Source organism: Citrobacter sp. Cpo065 (genome assembly GCF_030332805.1).
GTDB lineage: Bacteria > Pseudomonadota > Gammaproteobacteria > Enterobacterales > Enterobacteriaceae > Citrobacter > Citrobacter portucalensis.
The window spans coordinates 464,375-488,140 of record NZ_JAOWHC010000031.1 but is presented as its reverse complement, the minus strand read 5'-3'; the positions used below and the strand labels follow the sequence as shown (position 1 = coordinate 488,140).

21 protein-coding genes and 1 other RNA gene are annotated in these 23,766 nt (G+C 54.0%); 10 read left to right on the top strand and 12 right to left on the bottom strand.

Annotated features, from left to right (window positions below):
* Nucleotides 1-27: 27 nt before the first annotated feature.
* The gene (gene ygfZ, locus OGY68_RS13425) at nt 28-1,011 is read left to right on the top strand and encodes a tRNA-modifying protein YgfZ (protein WP_048236721.1); all 984 of its coding nucleotides are present in this window, start codon (nt 28-30) and stop codon (nt 1,009-1,011) included.
* Nucleotides 1,012-1,142: 131 nt separating this feature from the next.
* Here the strand turns inward: ygfZ and trhA are convergent, their stop codons facing one another.
* Nucleotides 1,143-1,805 carry a PAQR family membrane homeostasis protein TrhA gene (gene trhA / locus OGY68_RS13420; protein WP_006686898.1) on the bottom strand — a complete coding sequence of 221 codons (663 nt, stop codon included), beginning with the start codon at nt 1,803-1,805 and terminating at the stop codon, nt 1,143-1,145.
* Between the two features lie 163 nt (nt 1,806-1,968).
* Nucleotides 1,969-2,280, bottom strand: coding sequence for a N(4)-acetylcytidine aminohydrolase (gene yqfB / locus OGY68_RS13415; RefSeq protein ID WP_057067554.1), 312 nt, complete (start codon nt 2,278-2,280; stop codon nt 1,969-1,971).
* Nucleotides 2,281-2,332: 52 nt separating this feature from the next.
* Here yqfB and OGY68_RS13410 point away from each other — a divergent pair, with 52 nt between their 5' ends.
* On the top strand, nt 2,333-3,061 hold the full coding sequence (locus OGY68_RS13410) for a MurR/RpiR family transcriptional regulator (RefSeq protein WP_057067569.1): 729 nt from the start codon (nt 2,333-2,335) through the stop codon (nt 3,059-3,061).
* A gap of 120 nt (nt 3,062-3,181) precedes the next feature.
* Entirely contained in the window at nt 3,182-4,615 is a 1,434-nt protein-coding gene (bglA, locus tag OGY68_RS13405; protein WP_057067555.1) for a 6-phospho-beta-glucosidase BglA, read from the top strand.
* A 93-nt stretch (nt 4,616-4,708) separates the two neighbouring features.
* On the opposite strand, the gene OGY68_RS13400 is transcribed toward bglA, so the two are convergent.
* From OGY68_RS13400 to OGY68_RS13365, 8 genes are all read right to left on the bottom strand, one after another.
* Nucleotides 4,709-5,452, bottom strand: a complete 744-nt coding sequence (locus tag OGY68_RS13400; protein WP_003825501.1) for an SDR family oxidoreductase — start codon at nt 5,450-5,452, stop codon at nt 4,709-4,711.
* A 77-nt stretch (nt 5,453-5,529) separates the two neighbouring features.
* Nucleotides 5,530-8,403, bottom strand: coding sequence for an aminomethyl-transferring glycine dehydrogenase (gene gcvP / locus OGY68_RS13395; protein ID WP_003825499.1), 2,874 nt, complete (start codon nt 8,401-8,403; stop codon nt 5,530-5,532).
* A 127-nt stretch (nt 8,404-8,530) separates the two neighbouring features.
* On the bottom strand, nt 8,531-8,920 hold the full coding sequence (gcvH, locus tag OGY68_RS13390) for a glycine cleavage system protein GcvH (RefSeq protein ID WP_003026965.1): 390 nt from the start codon (nt 8,918-8,920) through the stop codon (nt 8,531-8,533).
* A 25-nt stretch (nt 8,921-8,945) separates the two neighbouring features.
* Nucleotides 8,946-10,040 (bottom strand): glycine cleavage system aminomethyltransferase GcvT, encoded by a 1,095-nt coding sequence (gcvT, locus tag OGY68_RS13385; RefSeq protein WP_057067556.1) that lies wholly within the window; start codon nt 10,038-10,040, stop codon nt 8,946-8,948.
* A 452-nt stretch (nt 10,041-10,492) separates the two neighbouring features.
* Nucleotides 10,493-11,695 (bottom strand): FAD-dependent 2-octaprenylphenol hydroxylase, encoded by a 1,203-nt coding sequence (ubiI, locus tag OGY68_RS13380; protein WP_008785748.1) that lies wholly within the window; start codon nt 11,693-11,695, stop codon nt 10,493-10,495.
* A 115-nt stretch (nt 11,696-11,810) separates the two neighbouring features.
* Nucleotides 11,811-12,989, bottom strand: coding sequence for a 2-octaprenyl-6-methoxyphenyl hydroxylase (gene ubiH, locus OGY68_RS13375; protein ID WP_032944902.1), 1,179 nt, complete (start codon nt 12,987-12,989; stop codon nt 11,811-11,813).
* On the bottom strand, nt 12,986-14,311 hold the full coding sequence (pepP, locus tag OGY68_RS13370) for a Xaa-Pro aminopeptidase (protein WP_286617098.1): 1,326 nt from the start codon (nt 14,309-14,311) through the stop codon (nt 12,986-12,988). The genes ubiH and pepP overlap by 4 nt, the downstream gene beginning before the upstream one ends.
* 24 nt (nt 14,312-14,335) lie before the next feature.
* Nucleotides 14,336-14,914 (bottom strand): YecA/YgfB family protein, encoded by a 579-nt coding sequence (locus OGY68_RS13365; protein WP_003026978.1) that lies wholly within the window; start codon nt 14,912-14,914, stop codon nt 14,336-14,338.
* A gap of 167 nt (nt 14,915-15,081) precedes the next feature.
* Between OGY68_RS13365 and zapA the strand changes: the two genes are divergently transcribed.
* The 3 genes from zapA (at nt 15,082) to OGY68_RS13350 (ending at nt 16,252) form a co-directional block, all read left to right on the top strand.
* Nucleotides 15,082-15,411 (top strand): cell division protein ZapA, encoded by a 330-nt coding sequence (zapA, locus tag OGY68_RS13360; protein ID WP_003026980.1) that lies wholly within the window; start codon nt 15,082-15,084, stop codon nt 15,409-15,411.
* 41 nt (nt 15,412-15,452) lie between these two features.
* Nucleotides 15,453-15,636, top strand: a non-coding RNA gene (gene ssrS / locus OGY68_RS13355) — 6S RNA.
* A gap of 19 nt (nt 15,637-15,655) precedes the next feature.
* Nucleotides 15,656-16,252, top strand: coding sequence for a 5-formyltetrahydrofolate cyclo-ligase (locus tag OGY68_RS13350; protein ID WP_008785752.1), 597 nt, complete (start codon nt 15,656-15,658; stop codon nt 16,250-16,252).
* 118 nt (nt 16,253-16,370) lie between these two features.
* On the opposite strand, the gene serA is transcribed toward OGY68_RS13350, so the two are convergent.
* Entirely contained in the window at nt 16,371-17,603 is a 1,233-nt protein-coding gene (serA, locus tag OGY68_RS13345; protein WP_003825480.1) for a phosphoglycerate dehydrogenase, read from the bottom strand.
* Nucleotides 17,604-17,874: 271 nt separating this feature from the next.
* Nucleotides 17,875-18,534, bottom strand: coding sequence for a ribose-5-phosphate isomerase RpiA (gene rpiA, locus OGY68_RS13340; protein WP_003825479.1), 660 nt, complete (start codon nt 18,532-18,534; stop codon nt 17,875-17,877).
* 170 nt (nt 18,535-18,704) lie between these two features.
* Between rpiA and argP the strand changes: the two genes are divergently transcribed.
* The 4 genes from argP to scpB all read left to right on the top strand — a co-directional run bounded on the left by argP (nt 18,705) and on the right by scpB (nt 23,760).
* Entirely contained in the window at nt 18,705-19,598 is an 894-nt protein-coding gene (argP, locus tag OGY68_RS13335) for a DNA-binding transcriptional regulator ArgP (RefSeq protein WP_003825477.1), read from the top strand.
* Between the two features lie 233 nt (nt 19,599-19,831).
* Complete coding sequence (scpA, locus tag OGY68_RS13330) at nt 19,832-21,976, top strand: methylmalonyl-CoA mutase (protein ID WP_057067557.1); 2,145 nt, start codon at nt 19,832-19,834, stop codon at nt 21,974-21,976.
* Nucleotides 21,969-22,964: a methylmalonyl Co-A mutase-associated GTPase MeaB gene (gene meaB / locus OGY68_RS13325; RefSeq protein WP_057067558.1), complete on the top strand. Its 996-nt coding sequence runs from the start codon at nt 21,969-21,971 to the stop codon at nt 22,962-22,964. Before scpA ends, meaB begins: the two co-directional genes overlap by 8 nt.
* A 10-nt stretch (nt 22,965-22,974) precedes the next feature.
* Complete coding sequence (gene scpB / locus OGY68_RS13320; RefSeq protein ID WP_008785757.1) at nt 22,975-23,760, top strand: methylmalonyl-CoA decarboxylase; 786 nt, start codon at nt 22,975-22,977, stop codon at nt 23,758-23,760.
* Nucleotides 23,761-23,766 lie beyond the last annotated feature (6 nt).

Here is a 23,766-nt window from a genome sequence, read left to right as displayed (position 1 = left end):
CTGCGTTAAGCAAATCAGGACATTATTATGGCTTTTACATCTTTTCCTCCTCGCCAGCCTTTTGCGTCAACGCGTTTACCTCTGACGCTAATGACGCTCGATGACTGGGCGCTCGCCACCATCACCGGTGTCGACAGTGAGAAGTATATTCAGGGTCAGGTCACGGCGGATGTCAGCCAGATGACCGAGCATCAGCACCTGTTGGCTGCACATTGTGACGCCAAAGGTAAAATGTGGAGCAACCTGCGTCTGTTCCGCCGGGGTGACGGTTTTGCATGGCTTGAGCGCCGTAGCCTGCGTGATGCGCAGCTCACTGAGCTGAAAAAATACGCGGTCTTCTCGAAGGTGGCGATCGCCCCAGACGACGAGCGCGTCTTGCTGGGTGTAGCGGGATTCCAGGCTCGTGCAGCGCTGGCCAATCTCTTTAGCGAATTACCGAACAGTGATAAGCAGGTCATTACCGAAGGTGCCTCCACGGTATTGTGGTTCGAACACCCTGCCGAACGTTTTCTGCTGATCGTTGATGCCACCACAGCAGAAACCTTGGTTGAAAAGCTGCGTGGCGAAGCTGAGTTAAATAACAGCCAGCAGTGGCTGGCGCTGGATATCGAAGCGGGTATCCCCGTTATTGATACAGCCAACAGTGCACAGTTTATTCCACAGGCTACCAATCTGCAGGCTCTGGGCGGGATCAGCTTTAAAAAAGGCTGCTACACCGGTCAGGAAATGGTGGCTCGTGCAAAATTCCGCGGAGCCAACAAACGCGCCATGTGGACTTTGGCGGGTGCCGCCGGTCGAGTACCGGAAGCTGGCGAAGACCTTGAATTAAAAATGGGCGAGAACTGGCGTCGTACTGGTACCGTACTTGCTGCAGTACAACTGGCCGATGGTCAGGTACTGGTGCAGGTTGTGATGAATAACGACATGGAGGCCGACAGCGTGTTCCGCGTTCGTGACGACGCAAAAACGCTGCGTATCGTACCGCTGCCATATTCGTTAGACGAAGAGTAATTGGTAGGCCTGATAAGCGCAGCGCCATTAGGCAATTCGGCACAGGCCGCCGGATTGCGGCATTGCCTCGTCCGGCCAACAAAATACAGCCCGGGCGAGGCGTTTACGCCGCCCCCGGGGTTGCACTGAATCTATGCGTGTTGCCCCACGTACAGATAGATCGCCAGGAAGTGGCAAACGCTGCCGCCCAGCACAAAACCGTGCCAGATCGCATGGTTATAAGGAATACGCTTACAGACGTAGAAAATTACGCCCAGCGAATACACCACACCGCCAACAGCCAGCAACGTCACGCCTCCCGCCGCCAACTTCACCGCCAGTTGATACACCACAATCAGCGAAAGCCAGCCCATTGTCAGGTAAGTCACCAGCGACAGAATTTTAAACCGGTGTGCGATGGTCAGTTTGAATAAAATACCGAGCAGCGCCAGGCTCCAGATAACAATCATCAACCCACGAGCCAGCGGCGAATCAAGCCCCACCAGCAGAAATGGCGTATAGGTCCCGGCAATCAGCAGATAAATCGCACAGTGGTCGAATTTTTTCAGCCAGACTTTCGCTCTCTGATGGGGGATCGCGTGATACAAGGTTGAGGCGAGGAACAGCAGGATCATGCTGCCGCCGTACAGGCTATAGCTGGTAATCGCCATAGCGCTGGCATTGGTATCCACTGCCTGAACCAGCAACAACACCAGTCCGACAATCCCAAACACCAGCCCGATACCGTGACTGATGCTGTTGGCTATTTCCTCTGCCAGCGAATATCCCTGCGCGATTAATGGCTTCTGAACCATAACTTACTCCCGAGAAACGAACCCTATCGTGATTGCTCCTCTAGCGTAACTGAGAATGGTTCCAGTGAACACCTGTTAGCTAAAATAATTACCAGATAAATATTTACCATTAAAAATCATAGTTTTAGTTTTTAAATTTCAGCTAACATGCGTACTATTAAAATCAAAGGTATTTAAAATCAATCACATAAAATTGCGTCTGATCCGGGTAAATCTCGGCAATGACACGTTTAAGTTCTTCAAGCGTCATGTTTTCCTGCTGGGCATGTTTATCCGTCAGCGTATCCAGCGTGACGGTTGAGGTGCCAACAACCTCAATCGTGCAGAAGTAACCGTCATCTTCGAAGCGCCCAACCCGTAAAATGTCCCCGGCTTTGAAGTGTGATTCAGACTCGTCACGAATAGTGATGGTCTTGCGTCCGGCCAGAATGTCATCCTGGAAACGCTGAAAAAAAGTGATGTCATTTGGCTGCATGTTATTATTCCCTGTAGATGAAGTCTGATGAGTGAGTTTTGCCATTGTGAGTATGTTCTCCCACGCTGCCATCGCCAGTCTCAACAATCTTGAGATGCTGGTCTACAACTATGTCATCAAAAACCGTGACAAAGTCATGTACATGACCATTCGCGAACTGGCCGATGCCGTGGGTGTTTCCACTACCACCGTACTGCGCTTTTGCCGCAAGCTTAAGTGTGAAGGTTACTCAGAATTTCGCGTGCGCTTCAAATTATATTTAGAGCAGAATGAACCGCAACAGGCTAATTTCGGTGCCAGCGAAATTATCAGCTTCTTTAAAGGCGTTAATAATGATGAGTTCGATAACCTGCTCGATCAGGCTGTTGATATTATATTATCTTCCGAACGTATTATATTCGTCGGAGCGGGAACATCCGGAGCCTTAGCCAAATATGGCGCACGTTTTTTCTCAAACGTTGGAAAATTCAGTAATCACATTGATGATCCTTATTTCCCGGTAACGAATGACATGACCAGAAACGCGCTGGCGATCGTGCTTTCCGTTTCCGGTGAAACAGAAGAGATCCTGCGTTTTGCCAGCCAGTTCAGCCTGCATAACTGTAGGGTCCTGTCTGTCACCAGTCATGAACATTCGCGGCTGGCCAAATTGGCTGACTTTAATCTCTCCTGGCACGTTCCACAGACGCGCATTGCCGGGGTATACGATATAACTACGCAGATCCCTGTTATTTATATTCTGGAATCACTCGGCCGCAAGTTGGCGAAAAGAATAGCGTAAAAAAACAATCTGTTTTTTGGATGTAACAAATCACATTAGCGCTATTTTGTTATATCGTGACATTTATCTTTCCTTTGTTAGACTCAAAATCAGATGGTATTAATTTGAGACTGAGCGCAGATGAAAAAACTTACCTTACCAAAAGATTTTTTATGGGGTGGCGCGGTTGCGGCGCACCAGGTTGAAGGCGGCTGGAACAAAGGTGGCAAAGGCCCCAGCATTTGCGATGTACTGACCGGAGGGGCACACGGCGTTCCGCGAGAAATCACTCAGGAAGTTGAGCCCGGTAAGTACTACCCCAACCACGAAGCCGTCGATTTTTACGGTCATTACAAAGAAGACATCAAGCTGTTTGCCGAGATGGGCTTCAAATGCTTCCGTACCTCAATCGCCTGGACCCGTATCTTCCCCAAAGGGGACGAAAGCCAGCCGAATGAAGAAGGGCTAAAGTTCTACGACGACATGTTCGATGAACTGCTGAAGTACAACATCGAACCGGTCATCACCCTTTCCCACTTTGAAATGCCGCTGCACCTGGTTCAACAATACGGTAGCTGGACCAATCGTAAAGTCGTCGATTTCTTTGTCCGATTTGCTGAAGTCGTTTTTGAGCGCTACAAGCACAAGGTCAAATACTGGATGACCTTTAACGAGATCAACAACCAGCGCAACTGGCGCGCACCGCTGTTTGGTTATTGCTGCTCCGGCGTGGTGTATACCGAGCATGAAAACCCGGAAGAAACCATGTACCAGGTGCTGCATCACCAGTTCGTGGCCAGCGCTCTGGCAGTGAAAGCCGCACGTCGCATCAACCCGGAAATGAAAGTCGGCTGCATGCTGGCGATGGTGCCACTTTACCCATTCTCCTGTAAGCCTGAAGATGTGATGTTCGCGCAGGAATCGATGCGTGAGCGCTACGTTTTCACCGACGTTCAACTGCGCGGCTACTATCCATCATATGTACTGAACGAGTGGGAACGCCGCGAATTCAACATCCGAATGGAAGCCGGAGATGAGCAAATCCTGCGTGAAGGCACCTGTGACTATCTCGGATTCAGTTACTACATGACCAACGCGGTAAAAGCGGAAGGCGGCAGCGGCGATGCCATTTCTGGTTTTGAGGGCAGCGTACCGAACCCGCACGTAAAAGCGTCCGACTGGGGCTGGCAGATTGATCCGGTCGGTCTGCGTTACGCCTTATGCGAACTGTATGAGCGCTATCAGAAACCGCTATTTATCGTAGAAAACGGATTTGGTGCCTACGACAAAGTGGAAGAAGACGGCAGCATCAACGACGACTATCGCATCGACTATTTGCGCGCCCACGTTGAAGAGATGATGAAAGCGGTAACGTATGATGGCGTAGACCTGATGGGCTACACTCCGTGGGGCTGCATCGACTGTGTCTCGTTCACCACCGGTCAGTACAGCAAGCGCTACGGCTTTATCTACGTGAACAAACACGACGACGGCACCGGCGATATGTCGCGTTCACGCAAGAAAAGTTTTAACTGGTACAAAGCGGTGATTGCCAGCAACGGCGAGAAACTTTGATTTTTTGCCGGATGGCGGCGTAAACGCCTTATCCAGCCTACAGATTAAATTCCCGTAGGCCGGATAAGCGTAGCGCCAACCGGCGATTAAACCCTACTTCCCGCCAGCCAGTTCCAGAAAACTGCCCGTTACGTACGACGCCTTCTCGCTCAGCAGCCAGGTAATCGCCTGCGCGACCTCCTCCGGTTGTCCGCCGCGCTGCATAGGCAACATCGATTTCACGCGATCGACCCTTCCCGGCTCGCCGCCTGATGCGTGCATTTCAGTGTAGATAAGACCAGGTCGTACGCAGTTTACGCGGATCCCTTGCGCCGCAACCTCCAGAGCAAGGCCGGTGGTGAGTGTGTCCACAGCGCCTTTTGAGGCCGCGTAATCAACATATTCGAATGGCGCACCAAGCCGCGATGCCGCCGAAGAGACATTCACAATCGCCCCGCCTTGCCCTCCGTGTTTGAACGACATGCGCTTTACCGCTTCCCGACAACACAAAAAATAGCCGGTAACATTGGTCGCCAGCACGCGGTTAATTCTTTCGGCGGTTAGGCTTTCCACCGTGCTCTGTTCAAACAAAATCCCGGCATTATTAACTAACGCAGTCAGTGGTTCACCTTCGCGGTCAATAGATTCAAACATTGCCACAACCTGGCTTTCATCGCTGATATCAGCCCGTAGAGCAAACGCCTTTCCCCCGGCAGCGACAATAGTATTCACCACCTCCGTTGCTGCACGGATATTGTGATGAAAGTTAACCGCAACCGTGTAACCCTCTTGCGCTAACTGCAGCGCGGTTGCCCGCCCGATGCCGCGACTGCCGCCAGTAACCAATGCGATTCCCATGGATACCTCCAGATATGAAAAAGCCGGGAGGCGTCTTCGCCTTACCCGGCCTACAAAAGCTTTACTGCGCGGAAAAGTTACTGATATTCGCTCATCGGCACGCAGGAGCAGAACAGGTTACGGTCACCGTAAACATCATCAAGGCGTTTCACGGTCGGCCAGTATTTGTTCGCCACACCAGCCGGGAAGACGGCGATTTCTCGGCTATAACCGTGATTCCACTCCGCGACCAGCTCGTTTTGCGTGTGCGGTGAGTTAACCAGCGGGTTATCTTCCAGTGACCATTCACCGGCTTTCACGCGATCGATTTCAGCGCGGATTGCCAGCATCGCATTGATAAAGCGATCAAGTTCCACTTTGCTTTCAGATTCAGTCGGTTCAACCATCAGGGTACCCGCGACCGGGAATGACATAGTCGGCGCATGGAAACCGTAATCGATCAGGCGCTTGGCAATATCCAGTTCGCTGATGCCGGTCTCTTCTTTCAGTGGGCGAATGTCGAGAATGCATTCATGCGCCACGCGACCGTCGCGACCGGTATACAGCACCGGATAAGCATCTTTCAGACGGCTGGCAATGTAGTTAGCGTTAAGGATAGCCACCTGGCTTGCCTGCTTCAGACCTTCTGCACCCATCATACGGATATACATCCAACTGATTGGCAGAATGGATGCGCTACCGAACGGCGCCGCTGAAACTGCGCCCTGACGGGTGAGCATTCCTTCAATCTGCACTACGCTGTGACCCGGTACAAACGGTGCCAGATGTGATTTGACGCCAATCGGTCCCATACCTGGGCCGCCGCCGCCGTGCGGAATGCAGAATGTTTTATGCAGGTTGAGGTGCGAGACATCTGCGCCGATAAAGCCCGGCGTGGTGATCCCAACCTGAGCGTTCATGTTCGCACCATCAAGGTAAACCTGGCCGCCAAACTGGTGTACAACGTCGCACACTTCACGGATCGTTTCTTCATACACGCCGTGAGTAGACGGATAGGTCACCATGATGCAGGAGAGATTCGCAGCATGTTGTTCTGCTTTTGCTCGCAGATCGTCCAGGTCGATGTTGCCGTTCTTATCACACGCGACAACCACAACCTGCATCCCCGCCATCTGTGCAGATGCCGGATTGGTGCCGTGGGCAGAAGCCGGGATCAAACAGATATCGCGATGGCCTTCGTTACGGCTTTCGTGATAGTGACGAATCGCCAGCAGACCCGCATACTCGCCCTGCGCGCCGGAGTTCGGCTGCATGCAGACGGCGTCATAACCGGTCAGTTTTACCAGCCACTCGGAAAGCTGGCCGATCATCTGGTGATAACCTTCTGCCTGCTCTGGCGGGCAGAACGGGTGAAGTTCAGCGAATTCCGGCCAGGTGATAGGGATCATCTCGGCGGCAGCGTTCAGCTTCATGGTGCAAGAACCCAGCGGGATCATTGCCTGGTTCAGCGCCAGATCTTTGCGCTCCAGCGAGTGCATGTAGCGCATCATTTCGGTTTCGCTGTGATAGCGATTAAACACCGGATGGCTGAGGATCGCATCGTCACGCAGCATGCTGTCCTGAATGGAACGGCTGTCGAGCGCCACATCTTTATCCAGCGTATCGATATTCAAACCGTGGCTGTCGCCCAGCAGAACATTGAACAACTGCACCACGTTTTCACGGGTGGTGGTTTCATCGAGCGTAATACCTACCGCGTTATGGATATCGCTACGCAGGTTGATTTCTGCCGCTTCGGCACGCGCCAGAACAGCCGCTTTGTCGGCCACTTCAACACACAGAGTGTCGAAGTAGTGCGCATGGCGCAGCTTCAGCCCTTTCTGTTGCAGACCGGCCGCCAGAATATCAGTCAGGCGGTGGATGCGATTAGCGATACGTTTCAGGCCAACCGGACCATGATAAACGGCATACAGGCTGGCGATGTTGGCCAGCAGAACCTGCGAGGTACAAATGTTGGAGTTCGCTTTCTCACGGCGGATATGCTGCTCGCGAGTCTGCATCGCCATGCGCAGTGCGGTATTGCCCGCCGCATCTTTCGATACGCCGATAATACGGCCTGGCATGGAGCGTTTGAATTCGTCTTTAGCGGCGAAGAATGCCGCGTGTGGGCCGCCGTAACCCATCGGTACGCCGAAGCGTTGCGCAGAGCCGAAAACAATATCCGCGCCCTGTTTGCCCGGTGCAGTCAGCAGTACCAGCGCCATAAAGTCGGCAGCGACACTGACCACAACTTTACGGGATTTCAGCTCGGCAATCAGTTTGCTGTAGTCGTGCACTTCACCGGTAGTGCCAACCTGCTGCAACAGCACGCCAAACACATCCTGGTGATCCAGTGCTTTCGCCGCGTCATCAACAATGACGTCAAAGCCAAAGGTTTCTGCACGGGTGCGAACCACGTCCAGCGTTTGCGGGTGAACATCAGCCGCCACAAAGAAACGGTTGGCATTTTTCAGTTTGCTGACACGTTTGGCCATCGCCATGGCTTCAGCAGCCGCAGTGGCTTCATCCAGCAGAGAAGCGGAAGCCATATCCAGCCCCGTCAGGTCCAGTGTGACCTGTTGGAAGTTCAGAAGAGCTTCCAGTCGTCCCTGGGAGACTTCCGGCTGATACGGCGTATATGCGGTGTACCAGCCTGGGTTTTCCAGCATGTTACGCAGAATAACCGGTGGCAACTGCACGGCGGTGTAGCCCATGCCAATGTAGGACGTGAAGCGCTTGTTACGCCCGGCGATGGCTTTTAATTCAGCCAGCGCAGCGTATTCGGTCGCCGCCTCGCCAACCTGTGGCGGGGTTGCGAGCTGAATGTCTTTCGGCACAATCTGGCCGATCAGCGCGTTTAACGACTCGGCGCCAACCGCATTCAGCATCTCTTGCTGCTGCGCGGCGTCCGGTCCGATGTGGCGTTCAATGAAAGCGCCGCTGTTTTCAAGCTGGCTTAACGTCTGTGTCATGGGCGATGGTTCCTGAAACGTGCAGTGAATCGTGATTGTCTCTAACTCAATTGCCCGGTGGCGCTGACGCTTACCGGGCCTACATAAAACCGTAGGCCGGATAAACGCAGTGCCATCCGGCACAATCTTATTCGTCTTCCAGTAATGCCTCGTACGCAGTGGCATCCAACAGCGATTCAATTTCGCTTTCATCGCTGGCTTTGATTTTGAAAATCCAGCCGCCCGCATACGGTTCGCTGTTGACCAGTTCCGGGGAGTCGCTGAGCGCATCGTTAACCGCAACAATCTCACCGCCTACTGGCGCATAGATATCGGATGCCGCTTTTACGGACTCCGCAACGGCGCAATCATCGCCCGCGCTGACGGTGGCGCCAACTTCTGGCAGGTCAACGAAAACCATGTCACCTAACAGCTCCTGAGCGTGTTCGGTGATACCAACGGTGTAAGAGCCGTCAGCTTCTTTGCGCAGCCATTCGTGTTCTTTGCTGTATTTCAGTTCTGCAGGTACGTTGCTCATCAATCAATCTCCAAAAAAGGATGAATTACGCGACGGCTTTGCCGTTACGCACAAAAACAGGTTTAGTCACTTTTACCGGCATTTCACGGTTACGGATCTGTACGATCGCAGTCTCACCGATACCCGCAGGCACGCGCGCCAACGCGATGCTGTAACCCAGGGTTGGGGAGAATGTGCCACTGGTGATAATGCCTTCATGCTGGTTGCCAGAAGCATCGGTGAAACGCACTGGCAGTTCATTACGCAGCACGCCCTTCTCAGTCATCACCAGCCCGACCAGCTGTTCGTGGCCTTTTTCACGCTGCATTTCCAGCGCTTCACGACCAATAAAGTCGCGGTCAGCCGGTTCCCACGCGATGGTCCAGCCCATGTTGGCCGCCAGCGGAGAAATACCTTCGTCCATCTCCTGGCCATACAGGTTCATACCCGCTTCCAGACGCAGGGTGTCGCGCGCGCCGAGACCACAAGGTTTGACGCCTGCTTGTACCAGCGCACGCCAGAAATCAGCCGCTTTTTCATTCGGCATGGCGATTTCATAGCCTGCTTCGCCGGTATAACCGGTGGTTGCGATAAACAAATCACCTGCCTGAACGCCGAAAAACGGCTTCATGCCTTCAACCGCATGGCGCTGCTCGTCAGTAAACAACGTAGCTGCTTTTTCCTGCGCATTTGGCCCCTGCACCGCAATCAGCGACAGGTCGTCACGAACGGTGATGTCTATGGCGTAAGGTTCAGCGTGTTGGGTAATCCAGGAGAGGTCTTTTTCGCGGGTGGCGGAGTTTACAACGAGGCGGAAGAAATCTTCAGTGAAGTAGTAGACAATCAGGTCATCTATCACGCCGCCCGAAGCGTTGAGCATCCCGGAGTAGAGGGCTTTACCCGATTTCGTTAGCTTCGCGACGTCATTTGCCAGCAGATAACGCAAGAACTCCCGGGTGCGGCTACCGCGCAGGTCGACGATGGTCATATGCGACACATCAAACATTCCGGCGTCGGTGCGAACAGCATGGTGTTCATCGAGCTGAGAACCGTAATGCAGTGGCATCATCCAGCCATGGAAATCGACCATGCGCGCGCCACATAGCGTGTGTTGTTCGTACAAAGGAGTCTGTTGAGCCATCTTTTCCTCGTTGAATAAGCGGGGCTACCAACTCTTTCGCGGTGAAATTTTCGCCACGAAACCCAGCACCGCAGCCGCTCCAGGGGCTACGACGCAAACGTTCTCTTTGTCCTGAACTTACCACCGAAACAGACGCTAAACCATAAGTCAAAATTAACCATCACATTAGCTTATGGCGAAAAACAGCCAGATCACCAACAGAATAAAACTCCATACAAATAGCAATTAATCAGAACAACAAACAAAGGTAAGCGTAAAATCACAGCACCAACCCACATTAAATGTGGAAAAAATGTCAAAAATGGCGTTATGAAAAAAACGTAATATTAGAAAAACTAATGCGAAAAAAGGCGTGGAATTAGATTATTTCAAATGAGAGAAGCACCCCGGCGCGAAGGCCGGGAGAGGAAAGTGTGACGGGTCTCAAACTCTTAAGATTGTCCTTACGGACACTAACGTAACCACTCGGGAAGATCGTTCAGTCCCATCGCCTGACGGATGAGTTGTGGTTTTACACCCGGGAGGGTATCGGCCAGTTTCAGCCCAATATCGCGTAGCAGTTTTTTCGCCGGATTCTCGCCTGCAAACAGTTCACGGAAACCCTGCATCCCCGCCAGCATCAGCGCTGCGCTGTGCTTACGGCTGCGCTCGTAGCGGCGTAAATAGAGATACTGCCCAATATCTTTGCCCTGACGCTGTAGCCGCTTAAGCTCATCGATCAGTTCCGCCGCATCCATAAAGCCAAGGTTAACCCCCTGACCCGCCAGCGGGTGGATGGTATGCGCCGCATCCCCCACCAGCGCCAGACGATGGGCCGCGAACTGGCGAGCATAACGTCCCGTCAGCGGAAACGCCTGACGTTCGCTTTCAAGGCTGCACAGCCCCAGACGATTATCAAAGGCGATATTCAGCGCCTGATTAAACTCGTCAACGCTTGCCTGCTGCATACGTTCTGCTTCCTGCGGCGAGAGCGACCAGACAATAGAACACAGGTGTGGATCGCTGAGTGGCAGGAATGCCAGGATCCCCTCACCATGAAACGCCTGACGCGCAACCGCACCGTGAGCTTCCTGCGTGCGGATAGTCGCCACCAGCGCATGATGACGGTAGTCCCAGAAGGTGAGCGGAATGTCCGCTTTATTGCGCAGCCAGGAATTAGCACCATCGGCACCGACGACCAGACGCGCCGTCAGCATTGCACCATCTTTGAGGCTCAGAAATGCCTCGTTCTCGCCCCAGGCCACCTGCTGTATTTCAGCTGGCGCCATCAGCGTAATATCCGCTGAACGCTGAGCCTTTTGCCACAGCGCATAATGGATTTCTGAGTTTTCAACGATGTGACCCAAATGGCTGTAGCCCATGCTCTGGTCATCAAATTCAATACGTCCAAAGCTGTCTTTGTCCCAGACTTCCATGCCGTGGTAGCAGCAAGCGCGACGAGCAACAATGTCGGACCAGACGCCAAGACGGGTAAGCAGTTTTTCGCTGGCTGCATTAATGGCCGAAACGCGAAGCTGAGGAGGTGCATCCGCCGCCAACGGCTGCGGAACATGTTGTTCTAATACAGCAACGCGCAACCCACTGCCCTGCAGGCCGCAGGCAACCGCCAGTCCCACCATGCCGCCACCAACAATTGCTACATCAACACTTTGCACTGTTTATACCTCGAAACCTGTAATCCGTAGGCCTGATAAGCGCAGTGCCATCAGGCATTTTTGCGGGGACCCTTGCCGGATGTCGGCGTTGCCTTATCCGGCCTACAGGTCATATTTATCGTGCAACCCAACCCAGGGTCCGCTCCGCCAGCGCATCGCGCGCAGGGGTGAATAATTCCATCGCCATCAACCCGACATTGCGCCCAACAACCAGCGGGGCCCAGTGATTGGCAAACAAATACACTAAATTGTTGGTCACACCAATCGTCGTCTCGCGATCGCGCTCGCGGCGCTGCTGATAGCGTGCCAGCACCGCATAATCACCCACATCTTCCGCGCCGTTCTGCGCCTGCGTCAACGTCTCAGCAAGGCTCATTACATCGCGCAGGCCAAGGTTGAAACCTTGCCCGGCAATGGGATGCAGCGTCTGGGCGGCGTTCCCTACCAGCACGGTACGATGGGTAATCGCTTTCAGCGCCGTAGTTAACGAAAGCGGATAAGCGCTGCGTTTACCAGCCTGGGTAATACGTCCCAGTCGCCAGCCAAAAGCGGTTTGCAGTTCACGGCAAAACTGTTCGTCGGACCAGGCCATGATCTCATCACGCTGCTCCAGCGGATGGCACCACACCAGCGAGCAGCGACCGTCAGACATTGGCAGCATTGCCAGCGGACCATATTGCGTGAAGCGTTCAAACGCTCGCCCGTCGTGCGGTACAGAGGTCGTGACGTTGGCAATCACCGCCAGTTGCTCATAAGGCTGTTGCAGCCAGTCAACACCGCAGGCAGTCGCCAGTGCGGAACGCGTGCCGTCAGCAGCCACCAGCAGGCGACCGGTAATCATCTCGCCATTCTCCAGCGTCACTTCAACGCGCTCCTGCGTGCGCGACACGCTGGCTACGCGGTCGGGGCAGTGCAATGTGACGCCAGGTGCTTTGCGCAGCAGCGCAAACAGACGCAGCCCGACGTCGTGCAGTTCTACCACCTGACCCAGAGCCGGAATACGGTATTCCTGCGCATCCAGCGTCACAAATCCAGCATGGCCGCGATCGCTGACGTGAACCGTTTTAATGGCCGTTGCGCAATCGGCAATCGCCTGCCATACGCCAATTCGCGCCAGCTGTTGGCAGGTACCTGCCGCCAGCGCGATCGCCCGGGCGTCAAACCCAGGATGACGGTCAGTTTCAGGTTCGCTCGCTTCTATCAGATGAACTGGCAGCGTCCCATGACTGAGCTGGGAAATGGCCAGCGCCAGCGTCGCACCGACCATACCACCACCAACGATAATCACGCTCATTGCAGTCGCGCCGCAGCCATTAAAGCTTCAATGTCATCGGCTTTCTTCACTACGCTGACGGTCAGGTTTTCATTGCCGTCCTCGGTGATGAGGATGTCATCCTCAATACGAATACCGATACCACGATAGGCTGGTGGTACATCGGCATCCGGCGCGATATACAGTCCCGGTTCGACGGTGAGTACCATTCCCGGCTCAAGAATACGTGAGCGGTCCTGACCATAAACGCCGACGTCGTGCACATCCAGACCCAGCCAGTGACTTAGACCATGCATAAAGAATGGGCGGTGCGCATTTTCGGTAATCAACTGATCGACATCACCGTGCAGAATGCCAAGCTTCACCAGGCCCGTAATCATGATGCGCACCACTTCGCCAGTGACTTCCTGAATGGACGTTCCGGGACGATACAGACGCAGGCTGGTCTCTAAGGATTCCAGTACGATATCGTAGATTTCACGCTGTGCTGGGGTAAATTTACCGTTTACCGGGAAGGTCCGCGTAATGTCGCCCGCATAGCCTTTGTATTCACAGCCAGCGTCAATCAGCACCAGATCGCCATCGCGCATTTCACTTTCATTTTCGGTGTAATGCAGAATACAGCCGTTTTCACCGCTGCCGACAATCGTGTTATAGGACGGATAACGCGCGCCATGACGGGTAAATTCATGGTGAATCTCCCCTTCTAACTGGTATTCAAACATTCCCGGACGGCATTTTTCCATCGCGCGGGTATGCGCCAGTGCGGTGATTTCTCCGGCACGACGCATGACCGCAATTTCTTCCGGTGATTTGAACAGGCGCATTTCATGCACCATCGGACGCCAGTCGATAATCGCGGCAGGCGCGTGCAGATTTAGTCTGGAGCCTTTGCGCAGTTTATCCAGCGCCGTGCACACAATCTCGTCGGCCCAGGCATACTCGCCCTGAGCGTGGTATACCGCGTCCAGACCATTGAGCAGCAAATACAGCTGTTGATTGATTTCACTGAAGGCCAGCGCCCGGTCAACGCCAAGTTTTGCCGGGGCAGCATCCTGGCCCAGACGGCGGCCAAACCAGATCTCCGCCGTCAGATCGCGAACCCGATTGAACAAAACGCTGTGGTTATGAGTGTCATCACTTTTAATCAGCACCAGCACGGCTTCAGGTTCGTTAAAACCGGTGAAGTACCAGAAATCACTGCTTTGGCGGTAAGGGTATTCACTGTCCGCACTACGCGTCGCTTCCGGTGCGGCAAAAATCAGCGCGGCGCTGCCGGGCTGCATTTGTGCCAGTAAAGCCTGGCGACGACGCTGGAATTCTTGCTGAGATATCTCGCTCATCACACTCTCCTTTGCGTTTCGTTCTTAGTGCAGAGTCGGTTTACGGACTTCCGGCGCGGTCGGCTGCTGACGCGTAAACGTGTCATGGCACAGCAAGGCGGCTACGCGCACGTATTCGATGATCTCTTCGAGCGACATTTCCAGCTCTTCCTGATCTTCGTCTTCGTCATATCCCAACTGAGCGATATTGCGCAGGTCGTCAATCGCTTCCCCGGTTTCGCCGGTCACTTTGTCGAGCTTCGGCTGCGTGACGCCAAGGCCCAGTAAAAAGTGGTTTACCCATCCCGCCAGCGCATCGGCGCGATCGAACACGCTGACGTCATCCCCTTCAGGCAGATAAAGCTGAAAAAGGAAGCCGTCGTCTTCGAGGGCATCACTGGTGGCAGAGTGCATTTTCAGCAGCGCCTGAGCCAGCTCGTGACCAAAGGCCAGACCTTCGTTCGTCAGGTCGTGCAGCAGCGGCTGCCATGAGCTGTCGTTGTTTCCGCCGCAAATCATTCCGCTTATCAAGCCGTGCATTTCGGCCGGGGTTAATCCAGCCCCTTGTTGGTTCAAAAACTGGCTAACTTCGTTGTAACCAGGCATTTCGTTCTGTATAGACATAAGCATTCGTCATCAAAGGGAGGAATATTCATGGTATGCTACCACTTTGGACCCTGGTGGACCAGAAAAGGGCTTGTATCTTGATACCAGGGTAGCTATAGTGTCGCCCCTTCGCGGACCCACGGTCTGGAGACGAAGGCAGCGCAGTCAATCAGCAGGAAGGTGGCATGTCTGCACAACCCGTCGATATCCAAATATTTGGCCGTTCACTGCGAGTGAATTGCCCGCCTGAACAAAGGGATGCGTTGAATCAGGCTGCGGACGATCTCAATCAGCGATTGCAAGATCTGAAAGTTCGCACTAGAGTCACAAATACTGAGCAGTTGGTTTTCATCGCCGCGTTGAACATCAGCTATGAATTAACTCAGGAAAAAGCGAAGACGCGTGAGTACGCGGCGAGCATGGAACAACGTATTCGGATGCTACAACAGACCATCGAACAGGCGTTGCTTGATCAGGGTCGCATAACCGAAAAAACGGGCCAAAACTTTGAATAACACTTTTCGGTTTACTGTGGTAGAGTGACCGTGAAGACAAAATTTCTCTGAGATGTTTGCAAGCGGGCCAGTCCCCTGAGCCGATATTTCATACCACAAGAATGTGGCGCTCCACGGTTGGTGAGCATGCTCGGCCCGTCCGAGAAGCCTTAAAACTGTGACGACGCATTCACCTTGAACCAAGGGTTCAAGGGTTACAGCCTGCGGCGGCATCTCGGAGATTCCCTTCTACCTGGCAACAGCCATGACATTACTTTCTGAACTCCCTTTATCCCGGCAAGAAATCCGTCAACTGATTCGGCAGCGTCGTCGCGCGCTTACCTCCGAACAGCAACGACAATACGGTCAGCAAGCCGCAACCCGAATGCTCAGCTTTCCCCCTGTTGTACTCGCTCATACCGTGGCGGTATTCCTCTCGTTCGATGGCGAACTCGATACCCAGCCGCTAATAGATCAGCTGTGGCGAGCGGGCAAGCGCGTCTATCTTCCGGTTCTTCATCCCTTCAGCCCTGGCAACCTGCTGTTCCTGCATTATCATCCGCACAGCGACCTGGTAACCAATCGCTTAAAGATCCAGGAACCACGACTTGATGTACGTGACGTATTGCCGCTCTCACAGCTGGATGTACTGATTACGCCGTTAGTGGCGTTTGATGAGGTCGGGCAACGCCTGGGTATGGGCGGCGGATTTTACGATCGGACGCTTCAAAACTGGCAGCAGCATAAGATCCAGCCCGTAGGCTACGCGCACGATTGTCAGCGAGTGGAAAAGCTACCTGTCGAAGAATGGGATATCCCGCTGCCTGCGGTGGTGACGCCGTCCAAAATCTGGGAGTGGTAGCTTTTTTACCAATTGCGGCAAGGCTCGAAAACAGAATGTATGCGTGACAGGAAGAGATTTTGAGGCCGGGAAATCAGAGGAAAGATGGGCAGGTCATCGCCTGCCCATGTAGAGGAAATCAGTACAGCAGACGAGCGCGAATGGTTCCCGGAAGGGCTTTCATCGCCAGCAACGCTTTCTCTGCCACATCTTCATCCGCTTCAATATCAATAACCACGTAACCTACCTGTGCGGAAGTCTGCAGATACTGCGCGGCAATGTTGACGCCCTGCTCGGCAAAAATCTGGTTCAGCGCAGTCAGTACGCCCGGACGGTTTTCGTGAATGTGCATCAGACGACGACCGCCGTGCAGCGGCAGCGAAACTTCCGGGAAGTTAACAGCAGACAGCGTAGAGCCGTTGTCGGAATACTTGGTCAGTTTCCCAGCCACTTCCAGACCGATGTTTTCCTGTGCTTCCAGCGTTGAACCACCAATGTGCGGCGTCAGGATCACGTTGTCGAAATCACACAGCGGCGAAGTGAAAGGATCGCTGTTGGTTGCCGGCTCGGTTGGGAATACGTCGATTGCTGCCCCTGCCAGGTGCTTGGTCGCTAACGCGTCGCACAGCGCAGGAATATCAACAACTGTACCGCGTGCGGCGTTAATCAGCAGCGCGCCTGGTTTCATCAACGCAATCTCACGCGCGCCCATCAGATTTTTGGTGGAGGCATTTTCCGGTACGTGCAAACTGACCACGTCGCTCATATTGAGCAGGTCGGAAAGATGCTGCACCTGCGTGGCGTTGCCGAGCGGGAGTTTATTTTCAATATCATAGAAATAGACGTGCATCCCCAGCGATTCCGCCAGAATGCCTAGCTGAGTACCAATGTGACCATAGCCGATGATCCCCAGTTTTTTGCCACGCGCTTCAAACGAGCCGGTAGCCAGTTTATTCCACACGCCGCGGTGTGCTTTGGCGTTTGCTTCGGGTACGCCGCGTAGCAGCAGCAGCAGTTCGCCAATCACCAGTTCCGCAACGGAACGCGTGTTAGAGAATGGTGCGTTAAACACGGGGATACCGCGCTTTGCCGCAGCGCTGAGATCAACCTGGTTGGTGCCGATACAGAAGCAGCCAATCGCGACCAGTTTCTCTGCGGCGTCAATCACATCTTCAGTCAGATGGGTACGGGATCGCAGGCCAATGAAGTGGGCATCACGGATGGACTCTTTCAGTTGTTCAGTGTCCAGAGCGCCTTTATGAAACTCGATGTTGGTATAACCTGCTGCACGAAGGCTTTCGAGCGCTTTTTGATGCACGCCTTCAACCAGCAGAAATTTAATCTTATCTTTCTCCAGTGATACCTTTGCCATTTCCCCGACCCTGTCTTTTTTTGTTCAAACTGATGTGTTGTGTGTGGGATTTTCATCCGTCTCTTCAACATATCAAAAAATAATATTGCGGCAATATGAACGTTTGCGTCGCCGTGCTGAAGAAATGTCATTCAGAGAGAAATGTCAGAGGAAAATACTGGCGATAACTTTTTCTTTGGAGAGATCGGCAGGACAATATTATAAACGTGACACAAGTCACCAAATTTGCCCTGCCAAAATTTTTTTAACGGGAGAAGACACTCCCGTCAGATCATTTTACGATAGTTTTCACGCCGTCTGGTGTACCGATCAGCGCGACATCCGCACCACGGTTGGCAAACAGACCGACGGTTACCACGCCCGGAATCGCATTGATGGCGTTTTCCATCGCGATGGCATCGAGGATCTCCAGACCGTGTACATCAAGGATCACGTTACCATTGTCCGTCACTACGCCCTGACGGTATTCAGGACGACCGCCCAGCTTCACTAACTGGCGAGCCACAGCGCTGCGCGCCATTGGGATCACTTCAACCGGCAGCGGGAAGTTACCGAGAATATCGACTTCTTTGGACGCGTCGGCAATGCAGATAAATTTCTTCGCCACGGAAGCAATAATTTTTTCACGGGTCAACGCTGCGCCGCCGCCCTTGATCATCTGCATGTGGCCGTTGATTTCATCCGCGCCGTCAACGTATACGCCGAGGCTGTCCACTTCGTTAAGATCGAACACGTGGATACCGAGGCTTTTGAGTTTTTCGGTTGAAGCGTCCGAACTGGATACCGCACCTTCAATCTGACCTTTCATTGTGCCCAGCGCATCAATAAAGTGTGCGGCTGTTGAACCTGTACCTACGCCCACAATGGTACCGGGCTGTACATACTGAAGTGCCGCCCATCCTACTGCTTTTTTCAGTTCATCCTGCGTCATGATCGTTTCGCCTGTGGTGTGAATATGGTGGGAAAATTCACGCGCATTATAGAACATTGTGCAGAAAAATGTTCCCACACCCGCTCGCAAGCGGCGGATTTCGTCTTTACCCAACCTAAATTTGTGTCATAGTGCAGAACAAGCAAAATTTTCAGGAGTGCGTCAAAGCAATGAAACGTCCGGACTACAGAACACTACAAGCACTGGATGCGGTTATTCGTGAACGAGGATTTGAGCGCGCGGCGCAAAAGCTGTGCATCACGCAATCCGCGGTTTCACAGCGCATAAAACAGCTTGAGAATATGTTCGGACAACCGCTGCTGGTGCGTACCGTACCACCACGCCCAACCGAACAGGGGCAGAAACTACTGGCGCTTTTGCGTCAGGTTGAACTGCTGGAAGACGAGTGGCTGGGTGATGAACAAACCGGCTCGACGCCGCTGCTGCTCTCACTGGCGGTGAACGCCGACAGTCTGGCGACCTGGTTGCTTCCGGCGCTGGCTCCGGTACTGGCAAATTCGCCGATTCGGCTGAACCTGCAGGTTGAGGATGAAACCCGAACTCAGGAACGTCTGCGTCGTGGTGAAGTGGTCGGTGCGGTGAGTATTCAACATCAGGCGCTGCCAAGCTGTCTGGTGGATAAACTCGGCGCGCTGGACTACCTGTTTGTTGGCTCGAAACCTTTCGCCGAGCGTTATTTCCCTAACGGCGTCACCCGCTCTGCCCTGCTGAAAGCCCCGGCGGTAGCGTTTGACCATCTTGATGATATGCACCAGGCGTTCCTGCAACAAAACTTCGACCTGCCGCCAGGCAGCGTGCCGTGCCATATCGTTAACTCGTCTGAAGCCTTCGTTCAACTGGCGCGCCAGGGAACCACCTGCTGCATGATCCCCCACTTACAGATTGAGAAAGAACTGGAAAGCGGCGAGCTTATCGACTTAACACCGGGCCTGTTCCAGCGCCGGATGCTGTACTGGCACCGTTTTGCACCGGAAAGCCGCATGATGCGCAACGTCACCGATGCGCTGCTGGCCTATGGTCACAACGTACTGCGTCAGGATTAAACCGCTCATAACCTCTGAGTGCCGGATGGTGGCGTAACGCCCTATCCGGCCAACAAGCCTTTTACCCTCTTTTCATGCTATTCCCGCCACGTCTTTGAAATAAATCACAAAATCAAACACGCCACGCGGCAAAAAACGACGCCCTGTTGGCTATTTTTTGCTGGCGACAAGCCAAATGAAAAAGCTCACCGTATTCGCAAAGATTCAACTTATTGCGTAATACGGAGCAAAAAATGGCAAACGTGCAGGAGTGGCAAACACTCGCCAATAAAGAACTCAGTCGACGGGAAAAAACCGTCGAGTCGCTGGAAAGACAGACGGCGGAAGGGATTGCCATCAAGCCGCTGTACACCGAAGCGGACCTCGATAATCTGGAAGTCACGGGCACCCTTCCCGGCCTGCCGCCTTACGTGCGTGGCCCGCGCGCCACCATGTATACCGCGCAGCCGTGGACCATTCGTCAGTACGCCGGTTTCTCTACCGCCAAAGAGTCCAACGCCTTTTACCGCCGCAACCTCGCCGCCGGGCAAAAAGGGCTTTCCGTCGCCTTTGACCTTGCCACCCATCGTGGCTATGACTCTGACAACCCGCGCGTGGCGGGTGACGTCGGCAAAGCGGGCGTGGCGATCGATACCGTCGAAGATATGAAGATACTGTTCGACCAGATCCCGCTGGATAAGATGTCAGTATCGATGACCATGAACGGCGCGGTTCTGCCGGTGCTGGCGTTTTATATCGTCGCTGCAGAAGAACAAGGCGTAACGCCGGAACAACTCACCGGGACCATTCAGAACGATATTCTGAAAGAGTACCTGTGCCGCAACACCTACATTTATCCACCAAAACCGTCCATGCGCATTATCGCCGACATCATCGCCTGGTGCTCCGGCAACATGCCACGCTTTAACACCATCAGCATCAGCGGCTATCACATGGGTGAAGCCGGAGCGAACTGCGTGCAGCAGGTAGCGTTTACGCTGGCAGACGGTATTGAATACATCAAAGCTGCACTCTCCGCCGGACTGAAAATTGATGACTTCGCCCCGCGCCTGTCGTTCTTCTTCGGTATCGGCATGGATCTGTTTATGAACGTCGCCATGCTGCGCGCGGCGCGCTATTTGTGGAGTGAAGCGGTCAGCAGCTTTGGCGCGACCAACCCGAAATCTCTCGCTCTGCGTACCCACTGCCAGACGTCCGGCTGGAGCCTGACCGAGCAGGATCCATATAACAACGTGGTACGAACCACTATTGAAGCACTCGGCGCTACGCTTGGCGGCACCCAGTCGCTGCATACCAACGCCTTTGATGAAGCGCTCGGTCTGCCCACCGATTTCTCCGCCCGTATTGCGCGTAATACGCAAATCATCATTCAGGAAGAATCAGAGATCTGCCGCACCGTTGATCCGCTGGCCGGATCGTATTACGTCGAGTCACTCACCGATCAAATCGTGAAGCAGGCGCGCACGATCATCAAACAGATTGATGAGGCAGGCGGCATGGCGAAAGCAATCGAAGCCGGACTCCCTAAACGGATGATCGAAGAAGCTTCCGCGCGTGAACAATCGCTGATCGACCAGGGTAAGCGCGTTATCGTCGGCGTCAATAAGTACAAACTGGATAAAGAAGACGAGACGTCGGTACTGGAGATCGACAACGTGAAGGTGCGCAACGAGCAGATTGCTTCGCTGCAGCATATCCGCGCAACTCGCGACAATGATGCCGTCAAAGCCGCGCTCACAGCACTGACCCACGCCGCGCAGCATAATGAAAACCTGCTGGCTGCCGCCGTCAACGCCGCCCGCGTTCGCGCCACGCTGGGTGAAATCTCCGACGCGCTGGAAGTCGCTTTTGATCGGTATCTGGTTCCCAGCCACTGCGTCACCGGAGTGATTGCGCAAAGCTATCATCAGTCAGACAAATCCGCCGATGAGTTTGACGCTATCGTTGCGCAAACCGAGCAGTTCCTCGCGGAAAATGGCCGCCGCCCGCGTATTCTGATCGCCAAGATGGGTCAGGACGGCCACGATCGCGGCGCGAAGGTAATCGCCAGCGCCTATTCCGATCTCGGTTTCGATGTCGATCTCAGCCCGATGTTCTCCACTCCGGAAGAGATCGCCCGTCTGGCGGTAGAAAACGATGTGCATGTAATAGGCGCATCGTCACTGGCGGCGGGCCATAAAACGCTGATTCCTGAGTTGGTTACCGCACTCAAAAAATGGGGGCGTGAAGATATCTGCGTGGTAGCAGGAGGCGTTATTCCGCCACAGGATTACGCCTTCCTGCACGAACATGGCGTGGCAGCCATTTATGGCCCCGGCACGCCAATGCTCGACAGCGTCCGCGATGTGTTAACCCGTATCAGTCAGCATCATGATTAACGCCGCCACGCTTGAAGATACCGTCCGCCGTTTGCGACTCGGCGAACGGGCTACGCTCGCCCAGGCGATGACGCTGGTCGAAAGCAACCACCCGCGCCACCAGCCACTGAGTACGCAATTGCTGGACGCGATAATGCCGTTCACCGGTAACGCCCTGCGTTTGGGGATCACCGGTACGCCGGGCGCGGGCAAAAGCACTTTCCTAGAAGCATTCGGCATGCTGCTTATCCACCACGGATTACGGGTAGCGGTGATCGCCGTCGATCCCAGCAGCCCGGTCAGCGGCGGCAGCATTCTTGGCGATAAAACCCGCATGACGGAGCTGGCCCGCGCCGAATCTGCGTTTATTCGACCGGTCCCTTCCAGCGGTCATTTAGGCGGTGCCAGCCAGCGCGCCCGCGAATTAATGCTGCTGTGCGAAGCGGCTGGCTTTGACGTGGTGATTGTGGAAACCGTCGGCGTAGGACAGTCAGAAACCGAAGTCGCAGGCATGGTGGATTGCTTTATCTCACTGCAAATCGCTGGCGGTGGCGACGATTTACAGGGCATCAAAAAAGGACTGATGGAAATGGCGGATCTGGTCGTCATCAATAAGGACGACGGTGATAACCATACCAGCGTTGCCATTGCCCGCCATATGTACGAATCCGCCCTGCATATTCTGCGCCGCAAATATGACGAGTGGCAGCCGCGGGTTCTGACCTGTAGCGCCCTGGAAAAACGCGGTATCGAGGAGGTTTGGCAGGCGATTAGCGACTTTAAAACGTGCCTGACCGCCAGCGGCCGACTGGAAAAAGTTCGCCAGCAGCAGGCGGTGGACTGGTTACACCAGCAGGCTGAAGAAGAAGCCCTGCATCTGCTGTTTGCCCGCACCGATTTCGACCGCTATTTCCAGCAGACGCTACAGGCCGTCAAAAACAATGATCTTTCGCCGCGCACCGGTCTGCGGCGCATCAGCGAATTTATTCAGCATCATTACTTTCAATAAAGAGAACATTATGTCTTATCAATACGTCAACGTGGTCATCATCCAGAAAGTCGCGGTTATTGAGTTCAATTACGCCCGCAAGCTCAATGCCCTGAGTAAAGTGTTTATTGACGATCTGATGCAGGCGCTGAGCGATCTCAATCGTGCGGACATTCGCTGCATCATTCTGCGCGCTCCGAGTGGAGCCAAAGTGTTCTCTGCCGGGCATGATATTCATGAACTCCCGACCGGACGTCGCGATCCGCTCTCTTATGACGATCCGCTGCGTCAAATAACCCGTATGATCCAAAAATACCCGAAGCCGGTGATCTCCATGGTCGAAGGCAGCGTCTGGGGCGGCGCGTTTGAGATGATCATGAGTTCCGATCTGATCATTGCAGCCAGTACCTCCACTTTCTCGATGACCCCGGTCAACCTCGGTGTGCCGTATAACCTGGTGGGCATCCACAACCTGACCCGCGACGCTGGTTTTCACATAGTAAAAGAGCTGATTTTTACCGCTTCGCCCATCACCGCTCAACGCGCCATGGCGGTCGGGATCCTTAACCATGTCGTGCCCGTCGAGGAACTGGAAGATTTCACTCTGCAAATGGCGCACCACATCTCGGAAAAAGCGCCGCTGGCCATCGCCGTCATCAAAGAAGAACTGCGCGTGCTGGGTGAAGCGCACACCATGAATTCCGATGAGTTCGAGCGTATTCAGGGCATGCGCCGCGCGGTGTACGACAGCGAGGATTATCAGGAAGGGATGAACGCGTTTATGGAAAAACGTAAACCAAATTTTGTTGGCCATTAATCACGT